General features: G+C 57.5%; 15 protein-coding genes. 13 read left to right on the top strand and 2 right to left on the bottom strand.

Annotated elements, in window-relative coordinates; genetic code table 11:
• Positions 1-5: 5 nt before the first annotated feature.
• The 9 genes from ACR0IO_RS10995 to pheT all read left to right on the top strand — a co-directional run bounded on the left by ACR0IO_RS10995 (position 6) and on the right by pheT (position 9,638).
• Entirely contained in the window at positions 6-731 is a 726-nt protein-coding gene (locus ACR0IO_RS10995; RefSeq protein WP_480741591.1) for a 16S rRNA (uracil(1498)-N(3))-methyltransferase, read from the top strand.
• A complete protein-coding gene (locus ACR0IO_RS10990) occupies positions 728-1,576 on the top strand; it encodes a GNAT family N-acetyltransferase (RefSeq protein WP_480741589.1) in 849 nt (282 codons plus the stop codon). The genes ACR0IO_RS10995 and ACR0IO_RS10990 overlap by 4 nt, the downstream gene beginning before the upstream one ends.
• A complete protein-coding gene (locus ACR0IO_RS10985; RefSeq protein ID WP_480741587.1) occupies positions 1,573-2,100 on the top strand; it encodes a hypothetical protein in 528 nt (175 codons plus the stop codon). The genes ACR0IO_RS10990 and ACR0IO_RS10985 overlap by 4 nt, the downstream gene beginning before the upstream one ends.
• 66 nt (positions 2,101-2,166) lie before the next feature.
• The gene (locus ACR0IO_RS10980; RefSeq protein WP_480741586.1) at positions 2,167-3,537 is read left to right on the top strand and encodes a glutamate--cysteine ligase; all 1,371 of its coding nucleotides are present in this window, start codon (positions 2,167-2,169) and stop codon (positions 3,535-3,537) included.
• Positions 3,538-3,693: 156 nt separating this feature from the next.
• Positions 3,694-4,761, top strand: a complete 1,068-nt coding sequence (locus ACR0IO_RS10975; RefSeq protein WP_480741584.1) for a Hint domain-containing protein — start codon at positions 3,694-3,696, stop codon at positions 4,759-4,761.
• A 73-nt stretch (positions 4,762-4,834) separates the two neighbouring features.
• The gene (gene pheS / locus ACR0IO_RS10970) at positions 4,835-5,908 is read left to right on the top strand and encodes a phenylalanine--tRNA ligase subunit alpha (protein WP_480741583.1); all 1,074 of its coding nucleotides are present in this window, start codon (positions 4,835-4,837) and stop codon (positions 5,906-5,908) included.
• On the top strand, positions 5,909-6,202 hold the full coding sequence (locus ACR0IO_RS10965) for a hypothetical protein (protein WP_480741581.1): 294 nt from the start codon (positions 5,909-5,911) through the stop codon (positions 6,200-6,202).
• A 154-nt stretch (positions 6,203-6,356) separates the two neighbouring features.
• Entirely contained in the window at positions 6,357-7,163 is an 807-nt protein-coding gene (locus ACR0IO_RS10960; protein WP_480741579.1) for a CE1 family esterase, read from the top strand.
• A 78-nt stretch (positions 7,164-7,241) separates the two neighbouring features.
• Positions 7,242-9,638 carry a phenylalanine--tRNA ligase subunit beta gene (gene pheT, locus ACR0IO_RS10955; RefSeq protein WP_480741577.1) on the top strand — a complete coding sequence of 799 codons (2,397 nt, stop codon included), beginning with the start codon at positions 7,242-7,244 and terminating at the stop codon, positions 9,636-9,638.
• A 41-nt stretch (positions 9,639-9,679) separates the two neighbouring features.
• Here pheT and ACR0IO_RS10950 read toward each other — a convergent pair whose 3' ends face one another.
• Positions 9,680-10,564 (bottom strand): LysR family transcriptional regulator, encoded by an 885-nt coding sequence (locus ACR0IO_RS10950; protein WP_480741576.1) that lies wholly within the window; start codon positions 10,562-10,564, stop codon positions 9,680-9,682.
• 85 nt (positions 10,565-10,649) lie between these two features.
• On the opposite strand from ACR0IO_RS10950, the gene ACR0IO_RS10945 reads away from it, so the two are divergent.
• The 3 genes from ACR0IO_RS10945 to ACR0IO_RS10935 all read left to right on the top strand — a co-directional run bounded on the left by ACR0IO_RS10945 (position 10,650) and on the right by ACR0IO_RS10935 (position 13,493).
• A complete protein-coding gene (locus ACR0IO_RS10945) occupies positions 10,650-11,282 on the top strand; it encodes a class I SAM-dependent methyltransferase (RefSeq protein WP_480741574.1) in 633 nt (210 codons plus the stop codon).
• Between the two features lie 78 nt (positions 11,283-11,360).
• A complete protein-coding gene (locus tag ACR0IO_RS10940; RefSeq protein ID WP_480741572.1) occupies positions 11,361-11,810 on the top strand; it encodes a YtoQ family protein in 450 nt (149 codons plus the stop codon).
• Between the two features lie 75 nt (positions 11,811-11,885).
• The gene (locus ACR0IO_RS10935) at positions 11,886-13,493 is read left to right on the top strand and encodes a GMC family oxidoreductase (RefSeq protein ID WP_480741570.1); all 1,608 of its coding nucleotides are present in this window, start codon (positions 11,886-11,888) and stop codon (positions 13,491-13,493) included.
• Here the strand turns inward: ACR0IO_RS10935 and ACR0IO_RS10930 are convergent.
• Positions 13,474-14,172, bottom strand: coding sequence for a glutathione S-transferase family protein (locus tag ACR0IO_RS10930; RefSeq protein WP_480741568.1), 699 nt, complete (start codon positions 14,170-14,172; stop codon positions 13,474-13,476). The genes ACR0IO_RS10935 and ACR0IO_RS10930 overlap by 20 nt on opposite strands.
• A gap of 236 nt (positions 14,173-14,408) precedes the next feature.
• Between ACR0IO_RS10930 and ACR0IO_RS10925 the strand changes: the two genes are divergently transcribed.
• On the top strand, positions 14,409-15,194 hold the full coding sequence (locus ACR0IO_RS10925) for a mechanosensitive ion channel family protein (protein ID WP_244327842.1): 786 nt from the start codon (positions 14,409-14,411) through the stop codon (positions 15,192-15,194).
• Positions 15,195-15,260: the final 66 nt, after the last annotated feature.

The raw sequence follows: 15,260 nt of genomic DNA, 5'->3' as shown, positions 1-15,260 counted from the left end.
GTCCCATGAGTGCGAAGATCAGGCTGTATGTAGAGCACCCGCTGGGGCAGGGGCAATCGGTTCATTTGACGCGCGAGCAGGCCCATTACCTGTTCGGTGTCATGCGTCTGGCTGTTGGCGCCCATGTCGCCTTGTTCAACGGGCAGGATGGTGAATGGCTGGCCGAGGTCGTTCAGGCCGGAAAACGCGGCGGAGAACTGTCCTGTATCGAGCAGTCAAAACCCCTGCAATTGCCGCCTGATCTGTGGTTGCTTTTTGCGCCGATCAAAAAGGCACGCACGGATTTCATCGTCGAAAAATCGGTCGAGATGGGCGCGGCAAGGATCGTACCGGTCCAGACGGAGTTCACAAACTCAGAGCGTGTTCGTCAGGACCGGCTACAAGCCCACGCGGTTGAAGCCGCTGAGCAATGTGGCGGGACCTTTGTGCCCGACGTTACGGAATTGCAGCGGCTCGACCGGATGCTCGACAACTGGTCGCAAGACCGTCAACTGATGTTCTGCGACGAGGCCGAAGTTGGTTCTGCCCTGCGTTTGGCCGAAAACAAGACGGGGCAACCCTGGGCCATCCTGATTGGCCCCGAGGGTGGGTTTTCTGAGAAAGAGCGTAAACGACTAGCATCGCTCCCATTCGCTCATGTGGTCAGTCTGGGTCCGCGCATTCTGCGCGCAGACACTGCTGCGGTTGCTGCGTTGACCATGTGGCAGCAGGCGTTGGGGGATTGGTCGTGACCTGGCGGTCGGCACAGGAAAGGGATGTGCCACGAATTGACGAATTTCTGTCCCGGCACATCCAGACCTCGATGTTTCCATTGGCCAATTTGCGGGATTACGGTCTGCGCGGTTCGAACCGGCGGGCTTTGGATATTTGGATTTTGGGTGACGACCTACGTGCGGTTTTTGCTGTCACCAATGAAGGGATGGTCCTGCCGCAATGTCCTGAATGCTCGGATGAAGAACTGAACGAGGCGATTCGCTTCATCCGTGGGCGCAAGCTGTTCGGATTGGCGGGGGAGGCAACGCAAGCCTGCCGGATTATGCGTCTTGCAGGCTGGAACGACAGACCGGCAACGCTCAATAGCGATGAACCGGGCTTCTCGCTGGATCTGAAGCAAATGATTGTGCCTAACACCGTCGGGGCTGAGTTAGTGCCACTTGGGGAGGTTGATACGTCCATCACCGAGGATTGGCGACAAAGCTATCTGGTCGAAGCAATGGGTTTCGGCGATGAACGTGCAAGAGGGCAGGCAAAAATTGACATTGCAGCCTACATTCACCGCAACTCTCATCGGGTTTTGTTGATGAACGGTCAGCCTGTCGGAATGACCGGGTTCAATGCGCGTTTGCCGGAGGTTGTTCAGGTCGGCGGAGTCTACACGCCGCCCCAACTGCGCGGACGAGGATACGCGCGACTGGCATTGGCATTGCATCTGTGTGAGGCCCGAACCAAAGGTGCAACACGCGCAGTGCTCTTCGCCGCTAGCGATGCAGCCGCGCGTGCCTATATTGCAATAGGGTTCCGGCCAGCAGGCCATTATTCCCTGATTCTGTTCAAAAACCCCGAGGACACGGCATGAGTTTCATCCGACCCGAAGCCAAGATGGCTCTTTGGCGCTGGCGCGAGGTTCTGGTGGCGGGGTTTGTCCTGATCCTCGGTGTCAGCTGGATCAATGGACCGGGCGGTTTGCTAGGCTGGTTGGGCTGGCTTCTGGTTGCGGTCTCGGCAGCTCTGGTAGTGGTCGGTATTCAACGGGCGCGCTTTCGCATGGGCGCAGGCGGGCCGGGTGTGGTCACCGTTGACGAAGGGCAAATCACATACATGGGTCCGCTGGATGGCGGCATCATCGCAACCGGTGAGATCGAGCGTCTGGCGCTGGACCCGACATCGAACCCGGCGCATTGGGTGCTGGATCAGCCGGGCCAGCCGACGGTTCACATTCCTGTGAATGCCGAAGGTGCCGAAGCCCTGTTCGATGTGTTCTCAAGCCTTCCGGGGCTGAAAACCGAGCAAATGTTGTCGGAACTCAAGGGTGGATCGGTTCATCCGGTCGTGATCTGGGAACGACGTCCAATGCGCCCACCGCATGCGCGGCTGCATTGACACCGGCATCGTTTCCCCCCACCACTGGCCGTTAAGTTAAGACACATCAGGATCGGAGCACGGTTCATGTCCATCCCTCAGTCAGGCGGCGGTCCGATCGAACGCCACGAGCAACTGGCCGAATATCTGGCATCGGGCTGCAAGCCCAAGGAAGAGTGGCGCATTGGCACCGAGCATGAGAAGTTCGGCTATTGCAAGGATACGCTGAAGCCGTTGCCCTATGAAGGTGAACGGTCGATTCTGGCGGTGCTTCAGGGCCTGCGTGATCTGCACGGATGGGAGCCGCTGGAAGAAGGCGGCAAGCTGATCGGTCTGCAAAAGGACGGGGCCAATGTCTCGCTTGAACCGGGTGGTCAGCTGGAACTGTCCGGTGCCCCGCTTGAGACGATTCACGAAACCTGTGACGAGGTGAACGCGCATCTGCGCGATGTGAAGGATATTGCTGACAAGATCGGGGTCGGTTTCATCGGCCTCGGGGCCGCACCGATCTGGAAGCATGAGGATATGCCGCTGATGCCCAAGGGGCGGTATGTGCTGATGAATGACTACATGGAAAAGGTCGGCACCATGGGCCGCGCAATGATGCGCCGGACCTGCACCGTGCAGGTCAATATCGACTTCGGATCCGAGGCCGATATGGTGCAAAAGCTGCGCGTTGCGCTGGCATTGCAGCCTGTGGCCACCGCTCTGTTTGCCAACTCTCCGTTCTTCGAAGGCAAACCCAACGGTCAGAAAAGCTGGCGCAGCTATATCTGGCGGCATCTGGACGATGCACGTACCGGAATGTTGCCTTTTGTGTTCGAGGAAGGCTTCGGGTTCGAGCGTTGGGTAGAATACGCCCTGGATGTGCCGATGTACTTTGTCTACCGCGATGGCAAGTATATTGACGCGCTTGGCCAGTCCTTCCGCGACTTCCTGCAGGGCAAGTTGCCCGCGCTGCCGGGTGAGACACCGACCCTCAGCGATTGGGCCGACCACCTGACCACAGCCTTCCCCGAGGCGCGGATCAAGAAGTTCATGGAAATGCGCGGTGCCGATGGTGGCCCGTGGCGTCGGCTATGTGCTTTGCCCGCATTCTGGGTTGGCCTGACCTACGATCAGGGCGCTCTGGATGCTGCGTGGGATCTGGTCAAAGGCTGGGATGCCGAAACGCGAGAGGCGTTGCGCGTCGAAGCTGCCAAGGATGGGTTGCAGGCGAAAGTTGGCGGCATCAGCATGCATGATCTTGCACGTGAGGTCGTGTCGATCGCAGACGCAGGCCTCAAGGCACGCACACGTCCCGGAGCAGGTGGACTTGTCCCGGACGAAACCCATTTCCTGAACGCGTTGAAGGAAAGCATCGAGTCCGGCAAGGTCCCTGCCGATGAATTGCTGGATCACTACAATGGTGACTGGCAGCAGGATCTGACGCGGATATATCCTGATTTCAGCTACTGAAATGGCTAATGGTTCTGGTCGGATCAATTGCGTGATCGCGGTTAAACCGACCAGTTGTATTTAAGTACTCGTTTGCCAGTTTCTTGCAGGGTTTCTTGAAACGAACCCCTGTTTCCGGCATAAATCTGGGCCAGTTTCCCTTGGTGTAGCGATTACATGGCCCGTATCAGCGAACTTCACTATTCGAACGCTTATGCCGCCAGTTCGGGTGTTTCCGAATTTCTCGAGGTTTCTCTGAATCCTGCTGAAAACCCAGCGGATTTTACGGTTTCCTTTTATCAGGCCAATGGGCAGGTCGGAATCGAGATTCCACTGGATCATCCCTTGGTTCAAGTGACCGTTGATCCGGACAATAACGAACTGGTTTATGTTATCTCTGCGGATGATTTTCCGATTCTGCTGACCGATCCGAACGGTGGTGGAACCAACAATTACGAAGCTTATGCGCTGACCAATACCTCAACCAGCGAAGTCATCGATTTCTATGACATCGGTGGGGGCACTCAGAACATCGTGGCGGTCAATGGTCTGGCGGCAGGCGAAACATCGGTCAATTTGCCGGTGCTTGTCGGACCTAATCAAACGACTACGACACTGCAGTTTAATCAACCTGATCCGGATACTCTGGTACATGCACCTTTGTCCCCGGGTGACAGCGGTGCGCCCTGTTTCACTGCAGGTAGTCTCGTGGATACGCCCGATGGACCGCGTCGGGTTGAAACTTTGGTTCCCGGCGATCCGGTGACAACCGTTGACGATGGGACCTGTCCTGTTCGTTGGGTCGGCGGGCGCACCGTCAGAGGTGTGGGGAGTTTCGCGCCGGTCCGCATCCGCTCAGGCGTGCTGGGTGCCACTAGGGATATCTATGTATCGCCTCAACATCGGCTGCTGATCACTGGTTGGCAGGCGCAATTGTTGTTTGGAGAGGGCGAGATTCTCGTTCCCGCCAAATCGTTGATCAACGGAACAACCGTGACTCGCGCTCCCTGCGATATTGTGCGTTACGTGCACCTCTTCTTTGATCGCCATCAGCTGGTTTCAACGTCCGGACTGATTTCTGAAAGCTTTTATCCGGGGCAGCAGGCGATCTCCGGGCTGGAACAGGCCGCAGCGCAGGAACTCTTTGCTCTTTTCCCCGAACTTTGGGATCAATCCTCCGGCTATGGAACTACCACCCGTCCGGTGCAGTGCGGCCCTCAGGCGGCAGTGTTACACGCAATCTGATTGCGCGGCTCCACCCTCTTGCTTTCGCGGACTGCTGTGATAGCAGAGCCTCAACAGCATTCAGGGGACCGTCATGGACGATCTTAAGGCAAAATATCTGGGTCAGATCGCCGAAGCAGGCGACGAAAACACGCTCGAGACGATCCGCGTCGCGGCTGTCGGTAAAAAGGGCGAGGTCGCGCTGAAGATGCGCGAACTGGGCAAAATGACGCCCGAAGAGCGTCAGGTTGCAGGCCCCGCGCTGAATGCCCTGAAGGATGAGATCAACTCGGCCCTCTCCGCCAAAAAAGCCGCGCTGGCCGATGCTGCGCTGGATGAGCGTCTGCGCACCGAATGGTTGGATGTCACCCTACCGACACGCGCGCGCCGTCAAGGTTCGATCCACCCGGTCAGCCAGGCGACCGAGGCACTGACCGCGATCTTTGCTGAACTGGGTTTCTCCGTCGCCGAAGGGCCGCGGATCGAAACCGACTGGCATAACTTCGACGCCCTGAATATCCCCGGCCACCACCCCGCACGGGCCGAGATGGACACGTTCTACATGCACCGTGCCGAGGGCGACAATCGCCCGCCGCACGTGCTGCGCACCCACACCTCGCCCGTCCAGATTCGTTCGATGGAGCTGCAGGGTGCGCCGATCCGCGTGATTTGTCCGGGCGGCGTGTATCGCGCCGACTATGACCAGACCCACACGCCGATGTTCCATCAGGTCGAGGGGCTGGCCATCGACAAGGACATCTCGATGGCGAACCTGAAATGGGTTCTGGAAGAATTCGTAAAGGCGTTCTTTGAGGTCGACGATGTCGAGTTGCGCTTCCGCGCCTCGCACTTCCCCTTCACCGAACCATCGGCCGAGGTCGATATCCGCTGTTCCTGGGATAACGGTCAGCTGAAGATCGGCGAGGGTGACGACTGGATGGAAATTCTGGGGTCCGGCATGGTCCACCCCAAAGTGATCGCCGCCGGTGGCATCGACCCGGAGGTTTATCAGGGTTTTGCCTTTGGCATCGGCATCGACCGTCTGGCGATGCTGAAATACGGTATCCCTGATCTGCGAGCTTTCTTTGATTCCGACCTGCGCTGGCTGCGGCACTACGGGTTTGCCGCGCTGGATATGCCGAACCTGCATGGTGGTTTGAGCCGTTAAGTGTATCAGCTCAGCGCGGTAATGGCTTGGTGCTACAACTGGTGTCTTACTCGCACTGAAAGCATGCCGCGCTGGCAAGGTTACGTTATTGAGATTTTAGCTGCCTTAGGCTTTATCGCAGTGGCCATACTTGCGCCTAATTGGGTGTTGTTTATCTATTGGGTGATCGTGTGTGGCCCGGTCAGTGTTTTTGGCGCAGCGCATTACAGCGTTTGGAAAAAACGTGATGAAATCTGGCGCGACCAGCGAAATCAATTGCAGAAGACCAAAAAGCTAATCGGCCGCTTCAAGTGAGCTAACCATCGGTTTTGCCTGCGCAAGGCAGGGGCTGAGCAAAATCGATAAGCCGCGCCCTGGACATCCCTCCGTCTAGTGACGGCGCTGCTTGTTACACTCCCCCACGAGGTTGTGACGTGACAGGTGGTGTTAGGCAGCTAGGCTCCGTCCAATGATTTATCGTTTGCTCTGCCTGCTTCTGCTCTCCTCTGCTCCGGCCCTTGCAATGGGGCCTTGGAAATCCGATTGCCATGGCGAGACCGCCTGTGAGGTCGGTGACCGCTCATACCATGTGCTGGAACCCGATGGCTGGGACGGTGAAACGCCTCTGCCGGTGTTGCTGCATTTCCACGGCTGGGCGCGGCAGGGTAATGTTGTCGTGAACCATGAACGCATTGCAGGCGCGACGAAACTGCGGGGTGTGCTGCTGGTGGCACCGAACGGATTGGGCAAAAGCTGGAACTTTTGGTCACCCGAAACCGGGGATGTAGAGTTTGCCAATCGCGTGCTGGAGGACGTTGCGCAACGGTATCCAATTGATCCACAGCGTATTTATGTCTCGGGTTATTCTTTCGGTGGCGCGATGGCATGGCGCTATGTCTGTCAGTCGGGCAACGATACGGCGGCATTGCTCGCCATCGCAGGATCGATCCGCCAGACCGAGGATTGCCCGCAAGCGCCGGCTCAGGTGCGCCATGTGCATGGGACGGATGATACGGTGATGGATTTCCCCTTTGGTCCGGGTGGCGACACGACCTATCCGGTGGCGCTGTGGCGGGAAAAGTACAACTGCAATGGTGCGACCCCGCGCGGCGATTGGAGCGTGAGGCCGTTTCTGACACTCAGCCGCGTGGAATGGACCGATTGCGCGCAAGGGCAGGTCACGCTGGACACCCATCCGGGCGGACATTTCATCCCTCATGGCTGGATCGGTTGGCAGTTGGATGAGCTTTTGGGCCGCACCCCGACCTATCCGTGACGCGCAGCGCTTGCACCTTGGTCCAATCTTTGCCATTGCCTGTGCCGACTGGATGTTTGCCAAAAAAGGCCCCGTGCAATGAAATTCACTCTGTCCTGGCTGAAAGACCACCTCGACACAGATGCGTCGGTAGATGAGATTGCCGAGACGCTGACCGATCTCGGGCTTGAGGTCGAAGAGATCGTGAACCCGGCGGACCGGCTGAAGGATTTTACCCTTGGCTATGTGAAGCATGCCGAGAAACATCCGGATGCTGACAAACTGCGCGTCTGCAAGGTTGATACCGATGAGGGTGAGCTGCAGATCATCTGCGGTGCCCCGAATGCGCGCGAAGGGATCACCGTCGTCGTCTGCAAACCGGGCATGTACATCCCCGGTCTGGACCTGACCATCAGCGTCGGCAAGATCCGCGGCGTCGAAAGCTTTGGCATGATGGCCTCGGAGCGCGAGTTGGAGCTGTCGGACGAGCATGACGGCATCATCGAGCTGCCCTCGGGCGAGGTGGGTGACAAGTTCGTCGACTGGCTGGCCGAGAACGACCCCTCGAAGGTCGATCCGATGATTGAGATCGCGATTACTCCGAACCGCCCCGATGCACTGGGTGTCGAAGGGATTGCCCGCGACCTTGCAGCGCGCGGTATCGGCACGCTCAAGCAGCGCGACTATGTGCCTGTGCCGGGTGATTATGAAAGCCCGATCAAGGTGACCATTGATGAAGACACGTTGGACGGCTGCCCGCATTTCACCGGTCGCCTGATCAAGGGCGTCAAGAACGGCCCCAGCCCGCAATGGCTGCAGGATCAGCTAAAGGCAATCGGCCTGCGCCCGATCTCGGCTCTGGTCGATATCACCAACTACATGACCTTCGATCAGAACCGGCCGTTGCACGTGTTTGATGCTGACAAGGTACAGGGCAACCTGCGTGTGCACCGCGCCAAGGGTGGCGAAAAGCTGGTGGCGCTGGATGAGAAGGAATACTCCCTGCAGCCCGGCATGATGGTGATTTCGGACGACAAAGGTCCCGAATCCATCGCTGGTATCATGGGTGGTGAGGAAACCGGCTGTACCGAAGAGACCGTGAACGTCTTCCTCGAAAGCGCGTTCTGGGATCACGTGCAGATCGCGTTGACCGGTCGTGCTCTGAAGATCAACTCGGACGCGCGCTATCGCTTTGAGCGTGGCGTGGACCCTGAGTACACGCTGGAAGGGCTGGAACACGCGACACAGATGATCCTGGATATCTGCGGCGGCGAAGTATCCAAGGTGGTCGAAGCGGGCAAAGCACCGAACCACGCACGAGCCTACAAGCTGGATGCCGAGCGTGTGCAGTCGCTGGTTGGCATGGACATTCCCGAGGCCGAGCAACGTCAAACCCTGACCCGTCTGGGCTTCCGTCTGGAGGGTGAGATGGCTCACGTTCCCAGCTGGCGCCCCGATATCATGGGTGAGGCTGATCTGGTGGAAGAGGTCGCGCGGATTGCGTCGCTGACCAAGTTGCAGGGCAAGCCGTTGCCGCGTGTGACCGATGGCATCCCCAAACCGGTGATGACACCGACTCAACGCCGTCAGTCGATGGCGCGGCGAACCTGTGCGGCGCTGGGGTACAATGAGTGCGTTTCCTACACCTTCATTGATCAGGCCTCTGCCGCTCTGTTCGGTGGCGGGGATGAAGCCACGCAGCTGGAAAACCCGATCTCGTCCGAGATGAGCCATATGCGCCCCGATCTGCTGCCCGGTCTGCTGCAGGCCGCGGCCCGCAATCAGGCGCGTGGATATGCGGACGTGGCGTTGTTCGAGGTCGGCCCTGTCTTCCATGATGGTGAGCCCGGCGACCAGAAAACCCAGATCACCGGCCTGCTGGTTGGTCGCAATGGTCCCAAGGATGTGCACGGGGCGTCACGCCCTGTCGATGTGTTCGACGCCAAAGCGGATGCCGAGGCTGTGCTGGCCGCTATCGGTGCGCCCGCGAAGGTTCAGATTCTGCGTGATGGCGATGCCTGGTGGCATCCGGGACGTCACGGCAAAATCTGTCTGGGTCCGAAAAAGGTACTGGGCGTGTTTGGTGAACTGCACCCGCGCATCCTGCAGGCAATGGACATCAAAGGCCCGGCAATGGCCTTCACCATCTGGCCGGATGAGGTGCCTTTGCCCCGTAAGTCCGGTGCGACCCGTGCCGCGCTGGAATTGCGCGACCTGCAAGCGGTCGAGCGCGACTTTGCCTTTGTAGTCGACGAAGGCGTTGAGGCGCTGACGCTGGTCAATGCCGCTGCTGGTGCCGACAAGGCGTTGATCGAAGACGTCCGCGTCTTTGATGAGTTCATTGGTGGCAGCCTGGGTGAAGGCAAGAAATCTCTGGCGATCACCGTGCGTCTGCAGCCGACAGATGTGACGCTGAAGGAAAAAGACATCGAAGCGGTTGCCGAGAAAATCATCGCCAAGGTCACAAAGGCAACTGGCGGTGTCCTGCGCGGATAAAGCCACTGCATATCTTTTATTAAACGCGCCTTCGGGCGCGTTTATTTGGACAGGTAGTCGGCCAGCAGATCAAAGACCAACCGGATGCGGCGGCTGGTATGTAACTCGCGGTGGGTGGTCAGCCAGATCGGGAATTTGATGGGCTCCATTCCGGGCATCACTCGTTCGACGCCGGGTGTTGCATCGCCAACAACCTCAGACATGGGTGCGATGCCAAAACCCTGCTTGGCGTATTCCCAGGCCACGATTCCGTTCTGTGATCCCAACCTAAAGTTCTCATCGCTCAGGTGAATGCCCAGTGGCTTCAGATAGGCAATCATCTGATCCGTATTGCCGAAGCTGATGAATTCATGCTGTGACAGGGCGCGCTTGGATTTAGGGCGCCCCGCGTGGTTCAGATACTCGGTCGTGGCATAGAAATGACCCGAGGCTTCCTGCACCAGTTTAGCGATCAGTTCGGGCTGTTCCGGTCGTACATGACGGATCGCGATATCTGCCTCACGGCGCATCAGATCCTGAATGTCATTCGAGGCGATCACGTCGATTCTCAGGCGCGGAGCCTGCGCCCGGACTTCGCGCAACAGGTCTGGCAGGAAATAGGCAGACATCACATCGCTTGCGGTGATGCGGACCAGCCCGTCGATGGATTGTGCCTGCCCCGAAGCGGTCAGCGCAATTTGGTTCGCTGCATCACCCATCAACCGGGTATGCTCCAGCAATTCCATTCCGGCCTGTGTGATCTCTAACGCGCGCCCTACACGTTCAAACAGCATCACACCCAGATCTTGCTCGAGCGCTGCGATCTGTCGGCTGAGCGTTGGTTGCGTCTGCCCCAAATTACGGGCGGCTGCAGAAAACGACCCGGTCTCGGCCGTCGCCAGAAAGGCGCGGATGTGATTCCAGTCAAAGTCTCCGAGCTGTTTCATACAAATATGTATAAGTATTCTGCAAATTTCGGCAATTTTTATTCGGTATATGCATGAGTAGTTTGCCTGCAAAGGAGACCCCCTCATGACGACCGCCGCGAAATTCTGGGACGGAGTGGCTGAAAAATATGCCCGAACTCCAATAAAGGATATGGATTCCTATGAGCATACGCTCGAACGGACTGCTTCCTATCTCAAGAAAACCGACGACGTGTTGGAACTGGGATGTGGCACGGGAATGACCGCGCTGCGCCTGTCCCCCTATGCCGATACGATTACCGCCAGCGATGTTTCCCCCTGCATGCTGGCGGTCGGTCAGAAGAACGCAACAGAGCAACAGATCGAAAACGTGGCCTTTGTTCAGGCTGATGCAAGCCGTCCTCCCTCCTGGTCCTACGACGTGGTGCTGGCATTCAATGTGTTGCATCTGGTCGAAGACCTGAATGCGGCTCTGGCCTCTGTTCATGAGGTGATGAAGCCGGGTGGTTTGTTCATCTCAAAAACCTTCTGCCCGCCACAACGCGGCATAAACCTGCGGTTTCAAGCTGTACGGTTGGCTTTGCCGGTCATGCAGTTGCTGGGCAAGGCACCGTTTGTGCGGTTTCTGTCCGAAGCAGAGCTGGATGCAGCCGTTGAAAGGGCGGGGTTCGAAATCGTCGAATGCGACAGTTTCCCGGCACGCGATGCAAGACGGTTTTTGGTGGCGCGCAAGATTTAAGCCCGAACCGACACTTTCCGCATTGGGCCAGCGCCCATTGTGTCCTATGCATGCTCTGAAACAAATTCGGAGTTTGCTATGGGCCTGAACGTATACCTCTCTGGTGAAATCCACACCGACTGGCGCGAACAGATCATCGATGGTGCGCAGGGTTTGGATATTACCTTCAACAGCGCCGTGACCGATCACGATGCCAGCGACGATTGCGGTGTAGCCATTCTGGGTGCCGAGCCGAACAAGTACTGGCACGACCACAAGGGCGCGATGGTCAATGCCATCCGTACCCGAAAGGGGATTTCAGATGCGGATGTGGTCGTCGTGCGGTTTGGTGAGAAATACAAACAGTGGAACGCGGCCTTTGATGCGGGATACGCGGCGGCTTTGGGAAAATCACTGATCGTTCTGCACAGTCCCGACCACCAGCATGCGCTGAAAGAGGTTGATGCTGCTGCCCTGGCTGTGGCTGAGCAACCTTCGCAGGTGGTTGAAGTGCTGCGCTATGTCCTGACCGGGAAGTTGCCAAAGTAACTCACGTTACGTTCTGATTGCCGGATTTCTGCGTGCTTTCTACCGTTGTTTCAGACAGCAGCGGGAGAGGCGGCCATGGAATTCGACTATGTCATTGTAGGTGGTGGTTCTGCAGGCTGTGTCATGGCGGCCCGTCTTAGTGAACACCCGGATACAAGCGTTTGCCTGATCGAAGCTGGCGGAGCCGGAGAGGATCTTTTGATCCGGGCTCCGGCCCTTGTTGCGGCGATGATCTCGGGGCGGCCCAAGCTGAACAATTGGGCCTTTCACACGGTGCCACAACCGCAATTGAACGGGCGCAAAGGATTTCAGCCACGGGGCAAGGCGCTAGGCGGATCGTCGGCGATCAACGCGATGCTCTATGTGCGTGGCAATCCCAGCGACTACGACGAATGGGCCGATCTTGGTTGCGAGGGGTGGGATTGGCAAAGCGTGTTGCCCTATTTCCGAAGGGCAGAGGGCAATGCGCGTGGTGCCGATGACCTGCATGGGGCAGATGGTCCCCTGCAGGTTGCCGATCAATCCGAGCCTCGCGCCATCTCGCATGCCTTCGTTGAAGCCTGCGGCCAGCAACAAATTCGCGAAACGAATGATTTCAACGGGCCAGAGCAAGAAGGGGCAGGCCTGTATCAGGTGACACAGTTTCACGACGGGTCGCACAAGGGCGAACGATGTTCAGCCGCTGCTGCTTATCTGCGCGATGTGAAACTGCGGCAGAACCTGACGATCCTGACCGGTGCTGAGGCCCAGAAAATCTTCTTTGATCAGAAGCGGGCGACCGGCGTAAAGGTGCGCCACAAAAAGAAGATCGTTGAAATCCGTGCCCGTCAGGAAGTCATCGTTTCCGGGGGCGCATTTGGTTCCCCACAACTGCTGATGCTGTCGGGGATCGGGCCTGAATCCGAATTGGCCCAGCATGGTATTCCCGTTCTGCATGATTTGCCGGGTGTTGGTCAGAATCTTCAGGATCATCTGGATTATGTCCTGAGTTATCGATCAAAACGTAAGGATGTGATCGGCCTGACACCGGGTGGGTTATGGAACCTGGCCAAAGCGGGCTTAGACTGGCGCCGTAGCGGAGAGGGCCTATTCGCATCTCCATTTGCCGAAGGTGGTGCGTTCTTCAAGTCCGACCCATCGGTTCCCAGGCCGGATCTTCAGCTGCACTTTGTCGTTGGGATTGTTGACGATCACATGCGCAAGATTCACCTTCACCACGGGTTTTCTTGCCATGTCTGTGTTCTGCGTCCGTACAGCCGGGGCAGTGTCGGGTTGACTGCAGATCGCGCTGGCGCACCACCTCGTATCGATCCGGCATACCTCAGCGACGATCGCGATCTGGACCTGTTGAAACGGGGCGCGCGGATCATGGAATCGATTCTTGAGGCGTCGCCGCTGGAGCCGTGGCGCGCCAAACGCTTATATGCGCATGACGGTAGCGATCAGGCGCTTGAGGCAGATATTCGCAACCGGGCGGACACGATTTATCACCCCGTGGGAACCTGCAAGATGGGTGTCGATGATATGGCCGTCGTTGATCTTGAAGGCCGGGTATATGGGGTTGACGGGCTGCGGGTGGTGGACGCATCAGTTATGCCTACCTTGATCGGTGGTAACACCAATGCGCCCACTATCATGATTGCTGAAAAAATCGCTGACGCGATCAGTCCCGCGCAGGTGTGACCAGACCTTTTTGCACCGCTGGCCGTTCCAGGAAACGGTCAAGATAGGCCACAACGTTGGAATGGCCTTCCCAGCCGACAAGGTCGTGTGCGCCGTAGAATTCGAGCCCGCGCAGCCATGGCGCGATGGCGATATCGGCAATCGAATACTCACCGGCAATCCAGTCCTGACCCTCAAGCTGCTGGTTCAGAACATTCAGCAGTCGTTTTGCCTCGTTCACGTAACGCTCGCGAGGGCGGGGGTCTTCAATCTCGCTGCCTGCGAATTTGTGGAAATAGCCCAATTGACCGAACATCGGACCGACGCCACCCATCTGGAACATGACCCATTGAATCACGCGGTACTTGTCAGCTTTGGTCTGTCCCAGAAACTTGCCACTCTTTTCCGCAAGATAAATTAGGATCGCACCGCTTTCGAAAAGGCCAAGCGGCTCTCCGTCCGGGCCATGGGGGTCAATGATGGCCGGGATTTTGTTGTTTGGGTTCAGCGACAGGAACTCGGGGCTTTTGACGTCCGAATCCGAAAGAGTGACCAGATGAGGTTCATAGGGCAGGCCGGTTTCTTCCAGCATGATCGAGGCTTTGACCCCGTTCGGAGTTGGAAAGGAATAGAGTTGAATCTTGTCCGGGTGCTTGGCGGGCCAGCGGCCGGTAATGGGATGTGATGTGGTATCCAGCATGAGACGCTCCTTTTCGGGCTGCTCTCAGAAGCTAGGCATGGGATCGCGATCTTACCAGTATCTGTCATGTGCGTGGTTGGTCAGCGGATGTGTGTTGAGGAACAACGGGGAAAACCGGAACAACTCGCACCTAGACCAAAATGCTATTTTCGCACAGTATTTGCATGATCCCGCGCAAAAGACGCGGGTTTGTTGTTACTTGAAAGGAGATGCGCGTGGACGAGGTCGTAACACAGATGGGCGCGTTTGCCCCGCTGATCATGAATGCGGTCAAAGCACTGATCGTCATAATCCTGGGTTGGATTGTGGCCGGAGCGATTGCTGGAATGGTGCGGCGTCGGATAAACAAAACTCCGCAGATCGACCCCACATTGGGGAATTTCGCCGCGAGCATGGTGAAATGGGTGATCCTTGCCATAGTGCTGGTCGCCGTTCTGGGGATCTTCGGAATTCAGGCCACCAGTATCGTCGCTATTCTTGGTGCAGCTTCGCTTGCCATCGGTCTGGCGCTGCAGGGCACGCTCAGCGACTTGGCTGCGGGCGTCATGCTGGTCGTGTTCCGGCCCTACAAACTGGGCCAATATGTCGACATCGGGGGCACCTCTGGTACGGTCAAGGATCTGAACCTGTTCACGACCGAGCTTGTAACTCCGGACAATGTGCAGATCATTGTTCCCAATGGTCAGGCCTGGGGATCGATCATCACAAACTTCTCCGCGCATGATACGCGCCGCGTCGATCTGGTGTTTGGGATCGACTACGGTGACAATGCCGATGAAGCGATGAACATCATTCTTGATGTCGCCAAAGCCGATAGCCGCATCCTGAGCGATCCGGAACCATGGGTACGGGTGACCAATCTGGGGGATAGCTCTGTCGATCTGACCGCACGTCTGTGGTGTAACGCGCCGGATTTTTGGGACGTCAAATTTGAGACGACCAAAGCGGTGAAAGAAGCCTTTGATGCCAAAGGTGTTTCGATTCCCTATCCGCATTCGGTGGAAATCCAGAAAAAGGGCTGAGCCCTCCCGCCCGTCAATTGGGCATTACAAATGCCCACTTCCCGTTGGGCAAAGCGCCGCGCAATT

Source organism: Ruegeria sp. CE12 (assembly GCF_056537525.1).
This window is presented reverse-complemented; position numbering and strand designations above follow the sequence as displayed.